The organism is Lewinella sp. (assembly GCF_050633125.1).
In the GTDB taxonomy this organism is placed as follows: domain Bacteria; phylum Bacteroidota; class Bacteroidia; order Chitinophagales; family Saprospiraceae; genus Lewinella.
The window spans coordinates 78429-99800 of the sequence record NZ_JBOEFX010000016.1; the positions used below are offsets into that span (position 1 = coordinate 78429).

Sequence of the window (21372 nt, forward strand, 5' to 3'; positions counted from 1 at the left end):
TTTGATGACAATCAAAATTCGGGATGATCATGTTTATTACGAACGCCCTTACTTCTTTGCCATAAAAATACCATCCAGCGTGTCGCCATCAAAGGCTTCCGGGGTATTGCCGTGGGTGTGTTCGTAGGCAGCAGTAAGGAATACGTTGCGCGCTGCACCATTTACCACCAGCGTGAGTATGAAGGTAAGGATACCAGCAAAAACACCTACCCCAGGATGTATTACAAAACCTAGCAAGAATCCGGTAATGATAGCAATTACAATGCCCAGCAAAACGAAAAGTCCTAGGCTAAAACCAGCGCCAATGGACTCACCCCAACGCTCGCGGATCGTCCGAGATGACCTTTTCAGTGCTTCTACCGGACCAATATCTTCCGCAGCCAGGGTCGGAATTACAAAATAAGTAGCCAATGACCAGGCAAAGCCTAATATACTAGAGGCAAAGCTACCTATCCGCTCTTCAATAGCTTGTAGTATCAGGCCCACCGTAGCAGCCAATGCCGCCCAAGCCAGAATCTGTGGCGCGCGAGAAGCACTAAACGATATACCGTCACGAATACTCGGTTCTTCGCCAGCAAAAATGCGCCGCACGTTGAATACCAAAGCAACGTTGAAGAAGACGATTACAAAATAAGTAACAAGGTAAAACACGAAAGCAACAATCCAAAAGACAACTTCTCCCACTTGGTCCATTCGATTAAATATGGCCTCCATCGCTTCGAAGTCAAACGCAGCGAGACCTAGAAATGCGCCACCAAAAGAAAGTAGTACCGCAAGTAAGGCCGCACCGGAAAGCACCGGAAAGAGTAATAACTTGGGGTGGGCACCAATTACTTCCAGGCTCTTAAGCCCTAATGTCCAACCACGTCCTAATCGATCAAAGATTCTCATGTTAGTGTTTTGCTAGGTGAATTTAAACAGGTTATCAATTTCTCTTAGAGCATATTTAGCGTCGCTGATCATGCTCTTACCCACTAAAGATAAGGAAAACAGCCCGACACTCACCTTCATAAATCGATCAGCACAAATAGATTAACGACAAAGTCAATGAATTAAGGTAACACTACGATTGGTAGTCGTTGCTGATACAACCCTTGCTCTGTTACCTGCCGGAGTTCACAAAACCAAAAACCGTTGCCCGGTAAGCTTAGAGGCAAACTAACTTCTCCACTGCCTACTTCCATTTCCTGCTGTTGGAATATACGGCCCAATGGATCGTAATACCGTACCTGCAACAACCCTGCCTCGGCGACCTGCAAACGCAACTGTCCATTACCATGAGTGGGGTTAGGGAAAAAGGTTGCTGACAAATCACCAATCACTACCTCACGGGTATTCACAATGCAATTTGCATCAGGTATCTCCTCGCAGTACAACCGCGAAGGCAAGGTACAATCGACAACAAAAGGATTGGGCTTGCCGTCTTGGTGCTGGGCAATCGCGAAAGTGCGGGCCCATTCTTCTGCATCCACAGGGTCTTGTTCGTGCCACTGACAGAGCGTTGCCCGTTGGCTATTGAAAAAATCAGGGGCATTGGCATTGGCTTCATCCCGATAGATAGTGTAGAAGTACATCAGAGCTCTTGCAATATTCCCCTTGAAAGATTCACGAGGCTCAAAAGCTATATTCTGGCGATATTCACTATAGGCATCTCTGTTGGTAGCGGGTGGATTATTGACTTCCTGATTGAGGTAATACCAACTATCTGTCAGGGCATCAGAAACTTCTCCGAAAGGGAGGTTTCCTCTATCTTGATTAACATCAACTCTGGTGGGAAAAAGGTGATGCATATCTGATTTAGCAGGTTCAGATGCTGCGCCGTACGATTGGGGCCAGCTATGCTCTGTATTAATGCCTTGCCCATCTTGATAGGCCGCCACCGTAGGGTCTGCACCAGGCGTAATATAGACCGGCCAGTCAGTATAGACACAATATAAACTGTCGTTTACCTTGTCAATACTCCCGAAAAGAATATCGCGAGCAGCACCATAACTCTGCACCGAACCTGGTGTGAAATTATCGATTACTGCGTCCAATAAATCTTGCCCCTCCAAATCCGAAAAAATCACCTCGTGATCCTGAGCTTCAACCTGCGTATTCAACAAAAGTAATAGCCCAAAAAGGCTCAATAGATTTTTCATGGTATTATTTTAGGGATGAGGAAATTGAAAATCTACGCAAAGGGGATAGATTTTTTGGGAACTCCCTTAATTCTAGAAAGAGGTTATTTTTTCAAACGATCTTCTGCAAATAATTCTACAGTAAATTCTAGTAACTCAGGCCCACCAGCATGGCCATGTCCTGGAATAATATGGATTGCTTCGGGGAATTTCTTTTGCACTCTTTCCACCGTATCCGACCATTTGCTTACAACAGCATCGTTTGTATTGCCACGGCCTGCACCAAGTGATTTTATCAAGCATCCACCAAAAAGTACTCCTTCCGTAGGTAAATAACTAACAATATTATCGACGGTATGCCCGGGGCCTGGTGCGTAATTGACGATTTGCTGATCGCCTAACTTAATGACCTTCTTCCGACCAAATTTCTTTTGTGGTGCAGTTGTCCCTTCAGCTTCGCACAAGGCTACTGTCTTTTTGCTGCCGTAGGTCAAAATACCTCGGGCTTGTACACTGTCCAGGCCGGCAGTACAGTCTTCATGAAAATGATTGACCACCACTGCCTGTACAGTAAACCCTTGCTCTTTAGTCAAATAATCAAGGAGGCGAACAGTCGTTTTAGTGGTAACGGGAGTGTCAAAAATAACACAAGTACTATCCACCATATATATTAACCCATTGGAACCAATTCTTCCATAACCTTCGAAAACTTTGAAAGAACGATGGATAAAAGTATTGTCGGTGAGGCGAATAAGCTGAATATCTTCCCCAATTTGTTGTACGGCAGGCTGCTGAGCATGTAATACAACATTGCATCCAATAAGTACAAGTAAGAGCGTAAATAACTTATGCATTGATCCCTTCGGTTTTGTAAGAAAAGAAAACAGAAAATGCCCTATTTTTTTAGCGCTACAAAGTTAGGGATAAATACGCAACCTTATAGTTTCCTCCCATAATAGACCTGCCCACATATTTGTCCATTTATCTCTGCTACCTCTGGCAGGTGTGCCCAGCGATCAAACCCCTTTTTCTCTAATAAGCGAATACTCGCAATATTGGTATCCATCGTAACGGCAAAAAGATGACGAAAACCGCGCCTGTGAGCCTCCTCCAGTAAAAAATCTACAGTAGCACTCCCCAATCCGCGACCCTGCCAAAGACTATCCAGGTAATAAGTAATCTCTACCAAACCCGCTAACGATTTCCGTTCAGGACGGTAAGCACTAAAGCAGCACCACCCTACCACTGTTCCGCTATCTTCTATCATAAACACCGGCCATTTTGTTGGCGGGTGTTTTGCCAACCAAGTGGTTCTTTCTGCGAGGTCCACCGGCTCAGTGTAAGCGTTTTGACCGCCCGACAGGATCGACTGATTCAAAATATCAGTGATGGCTGGCAAATCCGCTGTATTAGCAAGTCGAAATAAAGGAGTAGACATTATTCTTATATTTTCAACGCGGCGCGAATCTGCTTTAGATGATGTTCGCTGTGCCAGGCGACTTTATCAAACTCTTCCTTTACGGTACGTAAACCTGTCTCATTGTGAACATATTGCCGAGTACCTGCCAGCTCGTAATGAGACGTTGCTAAATCTATAACACCTCGACGCACCGAATGATAAATCGCCTGCTGGATACCTAAATCACGGTTAACATAACCCAGCTGATCCGCCCAGGAATCAGGATCAAAACCCCATACCACTTGGCCCGGACGAGCAATACCCCGCCGAATACGCTCATACAAAACAGTCTCGGCATCTGCCATATGGTGCAGCAATTGGCGCACTGTCCATTTTCCTGGCGCATAGGTCTTCGCTAAATCAACTTCAGGAAGTAAGAAGTAAGCTACTACCTCTTCCGCCTGTGCCTCTAGAACAGTTAAGAATTCCAATGTGCTTTTATAAACAACTTCCATAAACTAGCGACAAATAAGTGTTAGCACAGAATCATACCAGTTAACAAGTGCGATACGCTTTGCTAGCGATAAATCGACACAAGCTTCGGCGAGCTGGTTATTATTGAGATAAGCTTGCCCACGCATAATGCGTAACTGAGCATCATTAGGAAAAGCAGTAACTGCTTCCGTCATTTTTGTGATGCCTTCTTCTATCTTTCCATCATTAAAAAGTACAGCACCTGCATCGGCTACTTCCCGGGCAGTGATAAAATCATCTACCTTTTGTGTACAAGTCTCTATTGTAGGCAAAAAGGACAAACTCAAATCGAAAGCAGCATTTACCTTACGCCCTTGGTAGATAGCTGGCTCCCAATCTCCATAGGTTGAAGTAGCAGCATCAATAGCCGAATACCAGAAATCAAAACCGAGATCATTAAAATCCGTCACATCCAGAATTCGTACATCGCCATCCGCCTCTACTAAAACTTGAATATCGATTTGGCCCATTTGGCAACTATCGTTCCCAGAGGTCGGGTAATCCAATGCGGTATCCAAATAAACCTGAAGTGCTTCTGCACCTCCTTTAAAGTCGAGGGCTTTTTCAAATTCAGTATATACCGTATCCCGGCCAATAAGAATAAACGGGTCAGGATCTTTGATTTTGAACCTTACGGGCAAATTGAACTGCACCCTTACGGCTTTTCCTTGCTGCTTGCCAGGGATCCAACGTAAGCTTTCTTCTTTCATTTGCAAAACAACACCTAAGGCTGCAATACCCGTACCTCCTCCTAGGTCACGCACTATTTGGGGCTGACTAATGCGCCCATCTGTTTCCACCACAAAAGTAACAACAGCCGTGCCTTGAATATTTTCATCAATAGCCTCTTGTGGATAAATTACCCTTTGGTAAACATATTCCAACATGGCCTGATTGGCACATTTTTGTTTATAGACCAAAGTCGTATCCAATGCTTCGCAAGCTGAGGGGAAACGTGGCATCTGTTCTACCACTTTATAAATAGTGGTATCTGTTTGTGCAACAACTGACCCAACTATCAATAGGAATCCAAACAAGGAGATATATTTGTACATAACAGTAAACCGCTTTTTATTTTACTCGACCACAAAGGTAGCTATAAGTATTGCGCAAAAAATAAAAACATGAGCCATCCCGAATTTTGATGGCCACCAAAATCAGTGCTGACCAACCGCACAACTTGTATGCTAAAAACCCAACCCCATGATCTCATTAATGAAATCATGGGGTTGGGTACAAATAGTCATATAAATCATTCTTTTCAGATGCTTAACAACCTCTTCTACAATCTCCCAAAGCAGGGTTTTGGCTTTAGCCAAAGTTCGGGATGACTCAGCTGTCAAAAACTATAGGTTATTTCTTAATAACCTTAAAATCTCGCAAAATGTAGTTCGGTGCCAACTGCGAAACATTCCCTTCCCAACGCTTACTTACGACCATACGCTCCATCGGGGAGAACAAAAAGATAAGGGGTTGTTCATCGTAGACAATACGCTGAAATTCTTGATAAAGCCGATGTCTTTCCGCAGGGTCAATCGTCACATTGATTTTCTCGATCAGTGCATCTGTTTCTGCATTACCAAACTGCCAGCGATTGCTCCCCCGTGGCGTATTACTAGAGGTATGCCAAAGCTGCATGAAATCATCTAACAAGTGGTTTCCACCCGCACCATAACCATAAAGGGCATAGTTGCGACTGGCTAAATCTTCTCCTACCATTACCCGCGGCTCGCGTGGTACAATTGTAATGGAAACACCTACCTGGCTAGCACCATCTTTCATAACTTCCGACAGCGTAGAAGCAAATATACTTCCTGGATTCACCAAGTACTCCATCTCCATTTCTACCAACTCTCCGTTAATCATTTTATCGCGGATACCATTATCGTTAGTATCTTCCCATCCGGCCTCAGAGAGCAAAGCTTTGGCTTTTTCGATGTCCTTTACAATCAACGGCAAATCCTTATTGGCGTGTGCTTTCGACGGAGCCACTGGCCCCGGTACTGGCACTGCTAGCCCGGCAAAAGCCGCATCAATAATTATCTGTACATCTAATACATGCGCCAGCGCTCTACGTACGCGCTTGTCCTCTAGCAAAGGGTTTTTGTTATTCATCGCGACAAAGTAAAAATTGAAGGTCTCTGTCGTCAAGAAATCATAACGCTCCTGTAAAAATTCGTTTTCACGTAATTCTACAAAAGTGTTTGCATCAAGCGTAGGTGCTACATCTATCAATTCGTTTTTAAGCGCATTGGCAGCTGTTGTCTGATCCGGAATAATCCGAAAGACTACACTATCCGGATAAGCATGGAGGTAAGCGTGGCCGCCAGGTACCTTATCCCCCCACCAATTCGGGTCGCGAACCATACTTATGTAATCACCATCTATCCACTCGCTGAACAAGTAAGGGCCTGTGCCTATCAGCTTGCTAGCATCACGCGAAAAAGGTGCAGAACGAAATTGCTCCGCAAATTGCTGCAAAGGGGCTTCTTCCGCCAGTGCCTCTCCATTGGCAATAAGATCAGCGATCTGATAATCAGCCATCAAACCTTCGGGGTCGAAAATATGCTCTGGATAAATATTGGTTCCACTATAAGAGTCTTCTGCCAGAATGTACTTCTCTTTAGCAAAAACGGTAAACTTGCGAGGGTTCTCAGCATCAGGCACCACATCAGCCACGGCCAAGTAGCTGTTCCTATGTGGTGCAGCCTCGGCGATATTAAGGTTAAAAAGGAGTTTAAAAGAAAAGATAACATCCTCTACCCGCAGTGGTTTTCCATCACTAAAAGTCGCATATTCATTGAGCTCATAGGTATACTTCATACCTCCGGCATAAGCCCCATCTGTGATTTCTTCTATCACTGGGCGACCAATAGCCAAGGCTGGCGTAGGCTCAAATGTTTCATGGTTATACTCTAATAAAGGGAGAAATATTTCTTGGTAAACAGGTCTTGCGTAACCACTTACTGTCAGGTAAGGATTTAGACGATCTGGCTCGGAGGCTAATCGCACGCGCAACGTATTGTCATTGTTTTTAAATACTGGTCCTGTAGGTTCTTCAGGGCCTCCGCAACCGCTGCAACCGTAGATCAATGCCCCTACCAATAAAAGTAGCGATAAACTACCAAGGATATTCAGAAATCTGTTCATGTCTGGATGTTGTTGTGATTCGCCCCGAAAATACGAACTTTTTTTTTCGCAAGCCCGACAAATTAGCCAACTGACCGGATTAGGCAGCAAACAAGATTTTTAGATGAATGAACACACCGCGGTAGTTGTTGTTTCATCTGCACCACATAACAACAAGAAATATGGCTATTGTTTTAATTGCCGGAGGTAGCGGACTGATGGGAATGCGGCTAAGCGAACTACTAAGCCAGGAAGGGCATGAAGTACGTCATTTAAGCCGATCTACCAAGCATGATTCCCTCTATCCTACTTATCAGTGGAACGTACAGCAAGCAACTTACGACGAAGCTGCCTTTCGTGGAGTTACCCATGTCATCAATCTTGCCGGGGCAGGTATTGCTGATGCTCGTTGGACCGATCAGCGTAAACAACTGATTATCGATAGTCGTACCCAATCTACCCGTTTATTAAAAACAGGTATCGTGGCACATGGCCAAACCGTCAAAGCTTACTTGGCAGGAAGCGCTATTGGTTATTACGGAGACCGTAAAGCAATGCTCATGACAGAAGGCGCCCCAGCCGGTAATGGTTTTCTTTCACAATCAGTGTCTATTTGGGAGCAAGCTATTCAGGAAATACCAGACGAGTTGAATATGCCTACGCTGATCGTTCGCACCGGAATTGTGCTTTCGCCAAAAGGAGGAGCACTCCAAAAAATGTTACTCCCACTAAACCTTTTCGTTTCTACTTATTTTGGCGACGGACAGCAATGGTACTCCTGGATACATATTGATGACATCTGCCGTATTTTTGTAAAAGGCGTAAACGACAACCAATTCAGAGGCTTGTACAATGGCGTAGCTCCCAATCCTGTAAGTAACAAAAGCCTGGCGAAAGCGATAATTACGGCAAGTAAAAAGCCCGCTTTATTACTTCCAGCCCCAGCTTTCATGTTACGCTTAATCTTGGGAGAAATGTCGCACACTATCCTTGACAGCTGCAAAGTTTCTGCTGCAAAATTGGCTGAAAGCGGTTTCACTTTTAAGCATCCAAGCATTACCCCTGCTTTACAAGATTTATTGACGCCGAAGTAAAATGTATGATCGCACTGGTACGATTAGTCCATTCCCTAATAAAAAAATCCCGAATCTCGCACTAGACACGAAACCCGGGATCTTCTTTTGCCTTAAGCGGCGTAATTACTTACGAGCGAAAAACTTCTACTTCTTTGTTTTCTACAACCAGGTCTGTAAACTTCCCCTTGAAGCGGGTCGCCCGGACAATATGGTTGTCAATCCAATGGTAATTACCTCCTCTTGGTTTGCCCATTAGTAATCCGTGGTACTTAAAATCGTGCTTCTTGAGCCACTCTTCAGTAATAGCACGGTGCTCCTCTGTACGGGAAGTAAAGAAAGTAATAAAATGACCTTCCTCATACCACTTGTTACAGATTTTCAAAGCATCGGGATAAGGTAGACAAGTGCCCATTCTTTCCGGCTCTTCGTTTGGGATATCATCACAAACGGTACCATCTATATCAATCAAGAAATTCTTTACGCCTTCTTTTAAGACTGGACTAATCGTTTCTCCTTTCTCGTTAAACGCTACTTCCAGTTCCTGTTTTTGATCAGCCATGATCTAAATTATTTTCCTTTGGTTCAAAATGCAAAACTAGCAATTATTCAATGACTTAACTCAAAGTCATGGTGCAAATAAGTATCGTTTTACGGCATCTAAGTGTATTTTTTACACACTCACGACCCAATAAGCACCATAAGTCAAAAAATCAAATCTGCTTTACGCCCCTCACTGCAGGTTTGGGAACATTATTGCGCAAGAGGTTCTGTAAAGCCGTATTTATCTTTTCAGACGCTGGATTCAACTGCGTATTTACCTTACTGATAGCCGTATTGTAGGCAGTAACATCTTCTTGGGTCAACTGATCTCCTTTGGTTTTCACTCTCACCAAAGCGGGGTAATCTTCCCTCGCCAACACCTGCAATACTTCAAGCTGTTCTACAGCAGCATCACGGTAAGCGGTATCTCCATTATATGCGCCAATCTTTTTCAACTCAGCAATTTCTTCCGTCGCTGCTTTCAACAACTGTTGGCGTAGTTGATCAATATTATCCGGGCTGTCTTTTTCCATCTCCAGTAAAAACTGAGCATTTAGCTTACCTACCCGAAAACTCCGAAGAAAAATATTCCGTTGGTATTCATTTAAGGCATTCAACTGCTGCGCTTCGGTCACAGAACCAGGTTCCATTTGCAGTAAAATATTATTGGCTTGGGCAAACTGCTGCTGTGCCTCTAGTAGCTTAGCGCTGGCACCCGCCATTTTTCGCTCGGCTGCCGTCTGAGCCACTAGGTACTTTTCCATTTGCAAAAAACCATCCTGAGCGTTTAGTTTAAGTGCTTCTACTTCCTGGAATCCTACCTCAAACAACTCTTCATAAGTCTTCAGGACCTCGACCATGGTTGATTTCAATCCCGCATCGGATTCAAAATCAGGCAATTGCTCCATTTTCTCCTGTGACTGCAGAACCTGTTCCAGTAGTGCTAATCGTTTTTGAGCAATCACTTGTAGATCATCACTGTGTACTGCGTATTGCAGGTATTCCATATTTTTTTGAGCCAGGCCGCTATGTTCCTGATTGAAAAAATCGAAATAAACAGCAGGATTATCAATCTTCTCTTGAGCGTTTGCACTAAAACTCCCTAGCCCGAATAGGCAAAGCATAAAAATTCGAAACATACACGAGTATTTTAACATGACATTTTTCTGTTTTATTAAACGAATTCAGTCCCTTTCAGTTGTGCCCCAGTTTTGATCTTTTCGGTAAACAATACCTTTAAAAAGAGCAACAAGCTCTTCCGCTTCTCTACGGACCTCCACTTTATAGTGGCCCAATCGCCTACCCAAGTGTTCTTCCTTAGCTGTAGCAATAAGAACGTCTCCTACTTGTACAGGCGCGAGGTGATTAATGGCCGTATCAATGGAAACAGCATGTTGTCCTCGGCTGTTCGAAGCAAAAGCAAAAGCACTGTCAGCAAAACTAAAACTAATTCCTCCGTGCCCAATCCCAAAGCCATTAACCATTTCAGGTCGAACGACCATTCGAATACGGCTAAACCCTGGCGCTATTTCTAATACCTCAATTCCTAACCAATTGCTAAATGCATCTTTAGACAACATTTGCCCCACAATTTCTTCGGCTGACATTTTATGTTCCATGGCTGTTTTTACTTTTCCTGTCTTCAGAAAGCTAAAATAGTTTCTTCTCCGTTAAGAAGTAACTAAATGGTTTTTCAGGTTTTAATGCCTATTTTTAAAGGAAAGTCCTTAAATTAGATGACCCTGGCCTGTTTTTATCTTAACGTACAGGCAGCGTCGGTGGTGTTTAAGGTATCTCTAACTAAAATGGTGTTTGTTCACCAAGACGTCAAATGACGGAAAAAGAGTTGATTAAAGGTTGCGTACGTGAGGACGTCCATTGCCAGAAGCAGTTATTTGAGCTGTACGCTGGCAAGATGATGGCCGTGTGCAAGCGCTATTCCCGACATCGACTCGAAGCCGAAGATATGCTTCAGGAAGCTTTTGTCAAAGTTTTTGACAATCTTGACAAATTTGCTTTTAAAGGTTCTTTCGAAGGTTGGATTCGCCGTATTGTAGTTAATACCGCACTAAAGCACAATCAACGAAAGTATTTTACAAATGAACAAATCGCCGTTGAGCATTTTCCAGAAACTCCAATTCAACCCGTTGCTTACGCACAATTGGGAGAAGAAGAACTTCTAAAAATGATCGCCCACTTACCCGAGGGTTATCGGGTAGTATTTAATCTGTATGCTATTGAAGGTTATAGCCACAAAGAAATTGCTGAGATGCTTGAAATTAAAGAAAGCACCTCTCGATCACAGCTGGTAAAAGCTCGAAAAATGCTACAAAACCAATTGGAAAAATTGCAACGCCTTGCCGTATGAGTAAGCGACATCCGCTAGACGAACTATTCAAGAATAACCTTCGGGATGCTTCCGCACCCGTGCCTGACAATATGTGGGAACGCATTGCCAAAGCACGTCAGCAGAAACGCCGCCGAATGATGATCATCTGGAGTGCGACAGGTACTACTACACTAGGCTTGTTGGCTATCCTTCTGATGCCACTTTCTGCACCAGAACTTGGCCATTTCCCGCTGGAAGACACTACTCTATCTGCTAGCCAAACCTTAGCTAATCAGATTTCTGACCAAGCTTCATCCCCAATTTCCAACAGAGAACATGCCGATGAACAAGTAAATACATCATTGGTTGTACCGGCAACAACGCCTACAGTCAATCGTGGTCAAAATCAACAACGAACGACTACTCTGGTAGTCCCTAAAGTTGCTCATGCTCAACAAGTCAACAAGGTAACTCCAGAAAACCAGGCAGCTAATACCTTAGAATTACCTGCTACCAATCAGGAACAGACGGCAGAGATACTAGAAGAAAGCACCACCGATTTACAGGAAGATAACTCACTTCGTATTGCTGGACCTCACCAACGTCTTCGCAGCCAAGTGGTCGATATTTTGCCCGCTAAAAACTTAGCTTTCGCACAACAAACAGAACTAAAGCTTTTCACCAATCATGCACCGCGATGTGCTCGTTTTGCCAATCCTTATTTCCGGTTAGATCTTGAAGTATTGGGTGGACCAGCTTACGCTCAACAAACACTCCAGGCCAAGACCCCCGAAAGTATCAGTCACCTCAACAAACGCAAAGAAAGTGAATCTTCAAGCATTTCCTATAGTGGTGGTTTCCGTTTAGCCGCAGCGTCTAATGTAGGGCTTAGTATGCGAACCGGCTTCATGTATACAGAGATCAATGATCGCTTTACATTTGAGGTAGGTAGTAGAATGGATGTCTCTACTATTTTTGGCCCTAATGGAGAAGTCATTGGTGTAGATACTATCTATACCGAAGCTTATAATGAACAGCATCGCAATCGTCTGCGCTTCATCGAAGTTCCCCTCCTCATCGGTTATGAAGAACAATGGGGCAAATTTCGGGTAGGTGTAAATGCGGGAGCATACCTTAATCTATATTTTGGGGCAAAAGGAGCAATCTATTCTCCTGCAACACAAGAACCAATTCAATTTGGCCAGCAAGGTGACCGGGATGTATTACCTATCTTTGATCGGCGCGCAACAGCTGCTTGGTATGCAGGGGTAAGTATCGCTTATAATTTACACAGCCGCTATAGTTTAATTGCTGAGCCTTATTTCAAATCCTATCCAAAAGCACTAAGCAGCTCAGAATATGATTTACAACAAAACTACTGGATGACTGGCCTACAGCTAGGAATGAGAATGCGCCTGTAGGTTTACTTAAATTACGTTACAACTAGGTCTAGTTACTATTTTTATGTTAAAGTGGCATCAATTCCGCCACCTTACACTTGCTATCCTGTATTCTTAGTAATTTACGCAGCACAATCCAATCCGGTATGAAAATCAACCTTAGTCTTTTCTGGCTAGTACTACTTTTGCTAAGTAGTACTCCGATGTTCCTTATTGCTCAACCTACTATTCAGGATTGCCTAGGGGCAGTACCAGTATGCCAGGATCTTTATTCAGAAAGCCAGTCTCCTTCTGGAGATGGTAATATCGGCAATGAAATTATTAATGGTGAGACCTGTACCGCTGGAGAGTTAAATTCCATCTGGTACGTTTTTACCGCCAATGAGGATGGAATGCTGGGTTTTTTAATTACGCCTAATAATTTCAATGATGATTACGACTGGGCACTTTTTGATCTTACCAACGGCGATTGTGATGACCTCACAGCGGCTAACCTCGTAAGCTGTAATGCTGCTGGTGGTACGGGCTGCCATGGCCCAACCGGTTGTGCAGCTAGTGGTATAGGTAATTGGGTTCCTGGGGGGTGTGGGGGTACTGGTCCCATCAATGCACTGGTGCCTATGAGTGCAGGTAACACCTATGTTCTCATGGTCAGTAATTGGACTGGCTCTAATGATGGTTATAGCCTTGATTTTAGTGAAAGCACAGGTTTAGGTGTATTTGATCAAACGCCTCCGCTAGTCGAAGACATTACCCAACTGCCCGAAAGCTGTGGAGACGCTACCATTAATATCTCTTTCAATGAATTTTTACTCTGCAACAGTATCAATGACGATGCTTTCCAATTAGACGGCCCAGGAGGTCCCTATACGCTTGATGCCAGTTCTCCAGACTGTACCTCGGGTAGTAACCAAGCCAAATCTTTTAGCCTGGCTATTTCTCCACCCATACAGTCTATGGGTAATTACACGCTCACCATCGATCCGACTGGCCCTGGGGATTTACTCGACCTTTGTGACAATCAGGCAGAACCTTTTACTTTCAACTTTACCGTTGATGTACCCTTACCGGTAATAATTGACATAGGCCAAGACACCAGCCTAGTCTGCGCTGGCGACGAGCTCGTACTAGATGCCTCTTCCGGCGGCAATACCTTTCTTTGGGAAGATGGCTCCACCGACCCCACGCTCACGGTTACCAACGAAGGAGTCTATAGCGTGACTGTCACCGACGATTGCGGTTTTGGAGAAGATGCCATTGAGGTTTTTGTACAGCAGTTCCCTCCTACCGTTAATTTTGGTGATGATCAGATTATTTGCCCCGGAACGTCTCCATTGTTGGATGCAGATAATGGTATAGCTTTTTATAACTGGCAAGACGGTAGCAGTGCTACTAATTACACGGTCACAACAACTGGAGATTATGCTGTTACTGTTGAAAATGGATGTGGCGTTGTGGAAGAAGCAATTAACATCACCTATGTACCGCCACTCAATCTAAACCTAGCAAATGAGTATGTACTCTGCCTCGGCGATACCCTCACGATTGATGTAGAGCGCCCATTTGCTACCTATCAATGGTCAGATGGGAGTACACTTTCTCAGCGAGATATTACTACAGACAATAATTTTTCGCTCACGGTGACAACCATTTGTGAAGTCTACGAAGCGGATTTTGCGGCCATTTTTCTTGTCGACCCAATGCTTGATCTGGGAGAGGATTTAACACTATGCCCCAATGACAGCCTCATCCTTGACCCTGGCATTCCTGGTGCTACTTATTTATGGCAGGATGGAAGTACACAGGATCGTTTTGTTGTTACAACTCCCAACACCTACGGAGTAACCATTTCCACCGCCTGCAATGACCTCATAGACTCGGTTGTTATCGACTACCTACTCCCCATTACCACAGAACTAGGGAGAGATACCTTCCTCTGTCCTGAGGATCCTTTCTTATTAGACGCTAGCACCGAAGTCCTCGCTGATTACCAATGGGAAAATGGCGCAAAAGAAGCACGTCGACTGATTTTTGGGCCCGGAGATTACAGCATCACTGTCAGCTCTATTTGTGAAACCGTTATCGACACCATACAGATTGCCGAATGCGAGATATGCACCGTTTATATGCCCAATGTATTTAGCCCGAATAATGATGGTGTCAATGACCGGCTGTTCCCTCAGAGTCACTGTTCTTTAGAAGCTTATGAAATGCAGGTATTTGACCGTTGGGGAAGCCAGGTTTACCAATCCTCCAACCCCAACGATGGTTGGAACGGTAAAATAAGAGGAGACCTAGCACGGCAAGGCACCTACGTTTGGATGATTCAATATACTGTCAGTGAAAATGGGATAACAAGGAGCACAAGCCAACGTGGGGATGTTGTTCTACTTCGTTAAATAGACGCTATTCCTAATTAGCATAAAGTAGAAAGGCAGTCGTTTCCGGAATGGAAGCGCTGCCTTTGTGTTTTAAATACTGGGCTGAATCAATGTTCTTCTCGTCTTAGAGGTTGAAAATTGAACATCAGCAATACCAGCAAAAGTATTCCTAAGATGATCATGGGGATAAAGATTATGAAGCGCCCCTATTAAGAGTCACTTCGTTTTCAATGGATTATATTTCAGGGGTCAAATACATAACTAAAATAGCGCATTTTCAGTTCCTTGTCAATGGGGAAATTTTATTTAACTAGACAATAACAAGCCTTTAAACAACGAACCCCGAAGCTTTCTGAGAAAGGCTTCGGGGCTTGCTATCAATTAATCAACGTTGCTTACAAATCGGAAGCACCTTTGTTAGCAGCATTGAAACGCTCTGTTACCTCCTGCCAATTGATGACATTAAAGAAAGCGTTTACGTAGTCCGGACGACGATTCTGGTAGTTGAGATAGTAGGCATGTTCCCAAACATCCAAGCCCAGGATTGGCGTACCCTGATTTTCAACAACATCCATCAAGGGGTTATCCTGATTAGGAGTAGAGGTGATAAACAAGTGATCTGAACCACTCACACACAACCATGCCCAACCAGAACCAAAGCGAGTGCCAGCTGCTGCCGAAAATTCTTCTTTGAATTTAGCAAAACTGCCAAAATCACGTACAATAGCTTTGTGAATATTCGTACGCTCACTGGGTTCGCCGCCGCCATCGGGTGACATCACCTCCCAGAAAAGCTTGTGATTATAATAACCGCCACCATTATTGCGCACAGCCATACTGTGTTCAGAAATGTGCATTAAGATATCTTCGATCTTCATGCCATCCAAGTCTGTACCTTCAATAGCTGCATTGAGCTTGCTGGTATAACCCGCATGGTGTTTAGAGTAGTGAATTTCCATCGTACGCGCATCAACATGTGGTTCTAATGCATCGTAAGCGTAGGATAAATCTGGAAGTTGAAAGGCCATAGTGTACCTTATAGTTTTGGTGGATAAAATTAGTTTCTTCTTTTCAAACAGTCATCTTAAGGTAATTGTTTAGTAGAACCTACGGCTAATGGCACCCTCTGGCCTGTTCCCCGTTTTTCTATAAACTAATTCATAAGACTAATCGTTTCTCCAGTAAAGATACTTCGCTTTTAGCATTCCTCCTTACTATTTGCAAGCTATAAGACGGCAACTATGTATAGAATTGCTTAAATTGCTAAGTAACATACTAAGCTCCAAAACAGTTTTGTCCTCATCCAAGCAATACCGCGACCTATGAAGAGAACGATAATCCGCTTACTCTCCCTGAATCTACTCCTTTTTTGTGTACTACCATCTGCTTGGGCTACTCACAATCGTGCTGGAGAAATTATTGTAGAGACAGTTCCCGATGCCGATGGCAACTGTGGCCTTACTGTAAAGGCTACTATCATTACCTACACCAAAACCTCGAGTGTAGATGCAGATAGAGATTCTCTTACCATTTGCTGGGGGGATGACAATTGCGAACGAGTAGCAAGAATGAATGGCGCCGGCAGCCCTCCTGAAGGCGAGCGACTCGAAAATGACATTAAATTCAACATATACATGGCCACCCATACCTATACGGGGCCATCAACATATACAATCAGCTTTGAGGACCCCAACCGAAATGCGGGGGTCATCAATGTAAACTTCCCTAATTCGGTTAGCATTCCCTTTTATGTAGAAAACGTTTTTTCTCTTTTCAACCCTGTCTTTTCGGGATGCAACAACTCTCCTGTCTTACAGGTCCCTCCAATAGACTTTGCTTGTACCGGCGAAATTTTCACCCATAACCCTGGTGCTTACGATATTGATGGAGACAGTCTTTCTTACGAATTAGCAGTGCCCAAACAAGGGCCCAATGATCCCGTCCCCAACTTCTTCTTCCCCAATGGTATGTCCATAAACCCTTTAACAGGGGATTTAGTCTGGGATACGCCCACTCAGGCTGGTGAGTACAATATCGCTATCAATATTTATTCTTACCGTAATGGCCAACTGATTGACACCATGGTGCGGGATATGCAGATTATCGTGGAGGATTGTAGTAATGAACCTCCTTTGGTAGTTACCGAATTTGATGAAATATGCGTCATCGCTGGCACCACTATTGACTTCGATGTTATTGCTACTGCCCCTTTTACCGATACAGACCAAAGGGTAAGGCTTCTGGCTTACGGAGCCCCATTAAACATGATTGTTAGCCCTGCACAATTTACGCCTCCATCCGAAGCCTATTTTGATGACCCACTTGTCAAAAACTTCCGTTGGGAAACCACCTGTGAGCATATCTCCAGTCAACCCTACAATGTGGTATTTAGGGCTGTAGACGATTTCCTCGGTGACACAACCGGGCTCGCCACTCTTAAAACCGTGAGAATAAAAGTCGTGGGGCCACCCCCTGAGGATGTCCAGGCTATTGCCGAAGGACCAGTGATCAACGTCAGCTGGGAGTCGCCTTACATTTGTGAAGATGCCCAGGATGACTACTTCAGGGGATTTTCCGTCTGGCGGCGGATCAATTCTGATCAGTCTCCGCTAGACACTTGTGCGACAGGCTTAGCTGGCCGTGGCTATACCAAAATATCGTCAGATACCATCCAGCAAATTGTAGATGGACGCTATTTCTTTGAAGACAGTAATGTAGAAAGAGGAAAAACGTATTGTTATCGAATACTGGCTAATTTTGCCCGACGCACTGCTAACGGTTTATTCTTTTATAATCCTGTAGAAAGTTTACCTTCTGAAGAATCTTGTGTTCAATTGGGTAGAGATGTCCCTCTACTCATCAAGGCAGATGTAGTAACCACTGACTTTAACAATGGTGTCATTGATGTTTGTTGGACCAAACCTGACCCCACAGATTTGGATACAACCCTTAATATGGGGCCCTATACTTACGAATTATTACGCGCTCCTGGCCATACAGAAGACATCAATAATTTCACACCAATCAACAGTGTTACCGCTCCTACTTTTGCGCTGGCCACTGATACTTGTTTTACAGATGTTAGCCTAAATACTGTAGATCAACCCTACACTTACGTCATCAATTTCTATGTCAATGGAGAGTCGATGCCATTAGGAGCCAGTACCGTAGGGGGTTCAATCTACCTGAATGCGACACCATCGGATAGAGTTAATACCCTTTTCTGGGATGAATTTGTCCCTTGGGAAAACTTCGAGTACACCATCTTCCGTGAAAACACTAGTGGCGGTTTGGATTCCTTGACCACTGTATCTGATCCGATATACCGCGACGAAGGCTTAATGAACTTGGTAGAATACTGTTATGTCATCAGAAGTGCTGGCACTTATAACATTGATGGTGTTCCATCTCCACTGATTAATCGTTCCCAACGAGTATGCAGTACACCATTCGATAATGTTCCTCCTTGTCCGCCAGCCTTAACGGTTACTAATTTATGTGATTTCAGCGAAAGCTGTGATGATATAGAGGTATTAGAAAACAACCTCGTTTGGGAAAGTGCTCCAACCCTTTGTCCGGAATTTGAAGATGTAGATAGTTATAACATCTACTATGCTCCCGTCGTCAATGCTCCTTTCAGCTTGATCGCTACGGTTGATGATCCTAACACCCTTGAGTTTATCCACCAACCTGGTGGCACAATAGCAGGTTGTTATGCAGTCACAGCCGTGGATACGGTCGGTAATGAAAGCGCACAAAGCAACATCGTTTGTGTGGACAATTGTCCCGTTTACGAGCTGCCCAATGCTTTCACCCCAAATGCTGATGGCCAGAACGACTTATTTGTCCCTACCCGTTCCTGCTTTATTGCAGAGGTAGAATTCCAGGTATACAACCGCTGGGGTGGCCTTGTTTTTGAAACCAAAGATCCGGCACTCAATTGGGATGGAACCAATATGAAGGGAGATGCCCTCGAATCAGGAACTTACTTCTATCGATGTCGAATATTCGAGCAACGAGTTGAAGGTATTCTCCCTGTCCCCGAGCTATTGAGTGGCTATATTGAGTTATTGAAAGGGGCTCCATAGGTTCGCTAAAATAAGTTAAACTCTCTCTGAGAGCTTTAAAATAGCTGACACGTTTCAATGTGCTGGGTGCTGGGTGCTAAATATTCTCTGAAAAAATTGCCTCCTCAAAGAACCCCGACATAGAACTTCAAGTTTTTTTTAAAAAAAACTGTGTAAATCCGTCTGATCCATTTGATCTGTGTTCTATCTTACTTACGCTGCTAGGATTTTGATGTTAACAGCAATCGGCTACCATAAACAGCAATCAAATATTGAGCTAACAAGTAGGTAAACATGATGGCAAGACGTGCACCAACAATCGGTTCACCAAACTTATTCAGCGCAATTAAAGTATCTGACAACACGAAGAGCAACACGCCTCCAAAGAATCCCCAGAAGAGATTTGACGAAATCCGCCCATAGAGATTTGCTGCCGAGATGGCCATAGCAACAATAGCTGTAGCGTATACTCCCACGGGCAGGCGCATTGGCCCAGGAATACCCGCCCATAAAGTCGTCAAAACCCAAACGAGATAGCCTAAAAATAGTATAACAACCCAGGGTTTGCGGAATATTATCCCTTCTCTCACCTTTGGGTACGTCCATAGTGCGTAAGTATAGCACAATTGAGCTATCAGAAAACTGCCCAATCCTAATAAAAAGAAAACTTCCAATTGCGGACCATGCTCTACAAACATCAAAAGGGTATCTCCTCCTACAGAAAAAATCAAGCCTAGCAGCAAGAATTTAGAAAAGCGGGAAGCATTACCCCCTGCAGTTTTCCAAAACCAAAAGGCCAATATACTGACCAATAGTGGCTTGGTGGTTAGGATAAGCCACTCTACTTGTAGTTCTTCCACTCCCAAATGAACTACACTAAGCAAAACATAAAATAAAAGCAGGATACGATTTGGCATATTACTCCAGTTTGATTCTTATGGGCAAATTAAATTGTACCCGAACAGGTTCGCCTTTTTGCTTACCGGGAATAAAGTTAGGCATGGTTTTCACTAACTCCAGTGCAACCAAATCTATTCTTTCTTCCAGAGGCCTTACGACTCTAGCATTGGTAATTACGCCATCAGCTTCAACGACAAAAGTAACGACAATTACCCCTTCCGGACCAGTGTACCCCTGAGGCAACCTTATGCGGCGGTAAATGTTTTGCAACAAGGCTGTTTGGGCACATTGCTTACGTTCACTTAAGCTCCCTTTTGTTTCGCAACCGGGAAAACGGGGCATTTCTTCAGCGACTTTGAAAATAGGTTTTTCATCTTCGGAGGCATTTGACGCATCAGCACTCCCCGTTTTTTGACTATAATCTCGAACATTGGCCGGAGGTACTTCTGAAATTACCTCTACTTGTTCTAATTCACATTCTTCTACACCATCCCTAAAAGTACAGGTTTTCCAAAGTTCTCCATTCTCGCGATAATAGTACCAACGGCCAGCCTCCTGCCCTTCGGTATAGCGGCCCATGATTTCAACTTGTCCATTCTCGTAAAAAGTCTTCCAAGTTCCTTCTAATACCTTTTTGCGGCGATCTGCATAGGTAATGATTTCACGGAGTGGATGTTCTGAGTTGTTATAAAATTTTTCGATATATAAATCGTAAGCTGTTCGTTCAAAGGTATATCCTTCCTTTGCCACTAAAACGGTACTTCCCCGTTTAATATATTCCTTATAAGTAGTCGCCCAATAGGCTGTTTGGGCATTAAGAGAAAAAGCCAATCCCAGAATAAAGAGCATCGTTAAAAAGCGCATTTTTTATTTTTTATATCAGAAAGAACATTAAAGTAGGCTCAAAATAAAGAAATTAGGGAAATCAATAGATAAAAATGCAACACCTAAAAGAAGTTGGTGACTACTACGAGGCGCTCGCACCAGTGTATGACCAAGATCGATTTGGCAATACTTACGGCCAATTTATTCATCAACAGGAAGAAGAAATACTCCAGCAATTCATTGGTAAGCCACAGGGGAACGAGCTCCGACTTGATCTGGGTTGTGGTACTGGTCGATTATTACATTTTGGCACCCACGGCCTGGATTATAGTCAAGCGATGATTGATGAAGCTCGCAAAAAACACCCTACCAAAGTGCTTCAGCAGGGCAGTGCACTGGCCATCCCCCATTTTACAACGAAATTCTCCACCGTATTTTCTTTTCACCTATTGATGCATCTTGCCGAGAAAGATATTCCGAAAGTATTTACAGAAGTGGATCGCATTCTAGATACAAAGGGGGTCTTTATTTTTGACATCCCTTCTACCAAACGCAGACGACTCACCAGATATCAAGCACAAAATTGGCATGCAGCACAATCTTTATCCATTAATGACTTAAAAAGCATGCTGAAAGATCGTTGGCGGATAGTTGATTATCAAAGTGGACTTT

Annotated in this window: 19 protein-coding genes; 6 read left to right on the plus strand and 13 right to left on the minus strand. The window is 43.8% G+C overall.

Features of this window, described 5'->3' with window-relative positions; translation table 11 throughout:
* Nucleotides 1-48: 48 nt before the first annotated feature.
* The 7 genes from ACRBG0_RS03845 to ACRBG0_RS03875 form a co-directional block, all read right to left on the minus strand.
* Nucleotides 49-891, minus strand: a complete 843-nt coding sequence (locus ACRBG0_RS03845) for a DUF6159 family protein (protein ID WP_431485587.1) — start codon at nucleotides 889-891, stop codon at nucleotides 49-51.
* A 161-nt stretch (nucleotides 892-1052) separates the two neighbouring features.
* A complete protein-coding gene (locus tag ACRBG0_RS03850) occupies nucleotides 1053-2141 on the minus strand; it encodes an endonuclease I family protein (protein ID WP_431485588.1) in 1089 nt (362 codons plus the stop codon).
* Nucleotides 2142-2224: 83 nt separating this feature from the next.
* Nucleotides 2225-2974: a subclass B1 metallo-beta-lactamase gene (bla, locus tag ACRBG0_RS03855; protein ID WP_431485589.1), complete on the minus strand. Its 750-nt coding sequence runs from the start codon at nucleotides 2972-2974 to the stop codon at nucleotides 2225-2227.
* Nucleotides 2975-3057: 83 nt separating this feature from the next.
* Complete coding sequence (locus tag ACRBG0_RS03860; RefSeq protein ID WP_431485590.1) at nucleotides 3058-3558, minus strand: N-acetyltransferase family protein; 501 nt, start codon at nucleotides 3556-3558, stop codon at nucleotides 3058-3060.
* 5 nt (nucleotides 3559-3563) lie between these two features.
* A complete protein-coding gene (locus tag ACRBG0_RS03865; RefSeq protein WP_431485591.1) occupies nucleotides 3564-4010 on the minus strand; it encodes a DinB family protein in 447 nt (148 codons plus the stop codon).
* A gap of 27 nt (nucleotides 4011-4037) precedes the next feature.
* Nucleotides 4038-5108 (minus strand): energy transducer TonB, encoded by a 1071-nt coding sequence (locus ACRBG0_RS03870; RefSeq protein WP_431485592.1) that lies wholly within the window; start codon nucleotides 5106-5108, stop codon nucleotides 4038-4040.
* Between the two features lie 298 nt (nucleotides 5109-5406).
* On the minus strand, nucleotides 5407-7203 hold the full coding sequence (locus ACRBG0_RS03875) for an ABC transporter substrate-binding protein (RefSeq protein WP_431485593.1): 1797 nt from the start codon (nucleotides 7201-7203) through the stop codon (nucleotides 5407-5409).
* Between the two features lie 161 nt (nucleotides 7204-7364).
* On the opposite strand from ACRBG0_RS03875, the gene ACRBG0_RS03880 reads away from it, so the two are divergent.
* Nucleotides 7365-8276, plus strand: coding sequence for a TIGR01777 family oxidoreductase (locus ACRBG0_RS03880; protein WP_431485594.1), 912 nt, complete (start codon nucleotides 7365-7367; stop codon nucleotides 8274-8276).
* Between the two features lie 109 nt (nucleotides 8277-8385).
* Here the strand turns inward: ACRBG0_RS03880 and ACRBG0_RS03885 are convergent, their stop codons facing one another.
* The 3 genes from ACRBG0_RS03885 to paaI all read right to left on the minus strand — a co-directional run bounded on the left by ACRBG0_RS03885 (nucleotide 8386) and on the right by paaI (nucleotide 10417).
* Nucleotides 8386-8817: a phosphoheptose isomerase gene (locus ACRBG0_RS03885; protein WP_431485595.1), complete on the minus strand. Its 432-nt coding sequence runs from the start codon at nucleotides 8815-8817 to the stop codon at nucleotides 8386-8388.
* Nucleotides 8818-8968: 151 nt separating this feature from the next.
* Entirely contained in the window at nucleotides 8969-9937 is a 969-nt protein-coding gene (locus ACRBG0_RS03890) for an LIC11966 family surface protein (RefSeq protein WP_431485596.1), read from the minus strand.
* A 45-nt stretch (nucleotides 9938-9982) separates the two neighbouring features.
* On the minus strand, nucleotides 9983-10417 hold the full coding sequence (gene paaI, locus ACRBG0_RS03895) for a hydroxyphenylacetyl-CoA thioesterase PaaI (RefSeq protein ID WP_431485597.1): 435 nt from the start codon (nucleotides 10415-10417) through the stop codon (nucleotides 9983-9985).
* 212 nt (nucleotides 10418-10629) lie between these two features.
* On the opposite strand from paaI, the gene ACRBG0_RS03900 reads away from it, so the two are divergent.
* From ACRBG0_RS03900 to ACRBG0_RS03910, 3 genes are all read left to right on the plus strand, one after another.
* A complete protein-coding gene (locus ACRBG0_RS03900; protein ID WP_431485598.1) occupies nucleotides 10630-11166 on the plus strand; it encodes an RNA polymerase sigma factor in 537 nt (178 codons plus the stop codon).
* On the plus strand, nucleotides 11163-12548 hold the full coding sequence (locus tag ACRBG0_RS03905) for a hypothetical protein (protein WP_431485599.1): 1386 nt from the start codon (nucleotides 11163-11165) through the stop codon (nucleotides 12546-12548). Before ACRBG0_RS03900 ends, ACRBG0_RS03905 begins: the two co-directional genes overlap by 4 nt.
* Before the next feature lie 125 nt (nucleotides 12549-12673).
* Nucleotides 12674-14926: a gliding motility-associated C-terminal domain-containing protein gene (locus ACRBG0_RS03910; protein WP_431485600.1), complete on the plus strand. Its 2253-nt coding sequence runs from the start codon at nucleotides 12674-12676 to the stop codon at nucleotides 14924-14926.
* A 377-nt stretch (nucleotides 14927-15303) separates the two neighbouring features.
* On the opposite strand, the gene ACRBG0_RS03915 is transcribed toward ACRBG0_RS03910, so the two are convergent.
* Entirely contained in the window at nucleotides 15304-15936 is a 633-nt protein-coding gene (locus ACRBG0_RS03915) for a superoxide dismutase (protein WP_431485601.1), read from the minus strand.
* 294 nt (nucleotides 15937-16230) lie between these two features.
* Here ACRBG0_RS03915 and ACRBG0_RS03920 point away from each other — a divergent pair, with 294 nt between their 5' ends.
* Complete coding sequence (locus ACRBG0_RS03920) at nucleotides 16231-18996, plus strand: gliding motility-associated C-terminal domain-containing protein (protein WP_431485602.1); 2766 nt, start codon at nucleotides 16231-16233, stop codon at nucleotides 18994-18996.
* Between the two features lie 200 nt (nucleotides 18997-19196).
* Here ACRBG0_RS03920 and ACRBG0_RS03925 read toward each other — a convergent pair whose 3' ends face one another.
* Together ACRBG0_RS03925 and ACRBG0_RS03930 are read right to left on the minus strand one after the other, a co-directional pair.
* Nucleotides 19197-19892 carry a lysoplasmalogenase gene (locus ACRBG0_RS03925; RefSeq protein WP_431485603.1) on the minus strand — a complete coding sequence of 232 codons (696 nt, stop codon included), beginning with the start codon at nucleotides 19890-19892 and terminating at the stop codon, nucleotides 19197-19199.
* 1 nt (nucleotide 19893) lies between these two features.
* Complete coding sequence (locus tag ACRBG0_RS03930) at nucleotides 19894-20739, minus strand: energy transducer TonB (protein ID WP_431485604.1); 846 nt, start codon at nucleotides 20737-20739, stop codon at nucleotides 19894-19896.
* Between the two features lie 74 nt (nucleotides 20740-20813).
* On the opposite strand from ACRBG0_RS03930, the gene ACRBG0_RS03935 reads away from it, so the two are divergent.
* The coding region (locus ACRBG0_RS03935) for a class I SAM-dependent DNA methyltransferase (RefSeq protein WP_431485605.1) at nucleotides 20814-21372 on the plus strand (559 nt) is incomplete at its 3' end.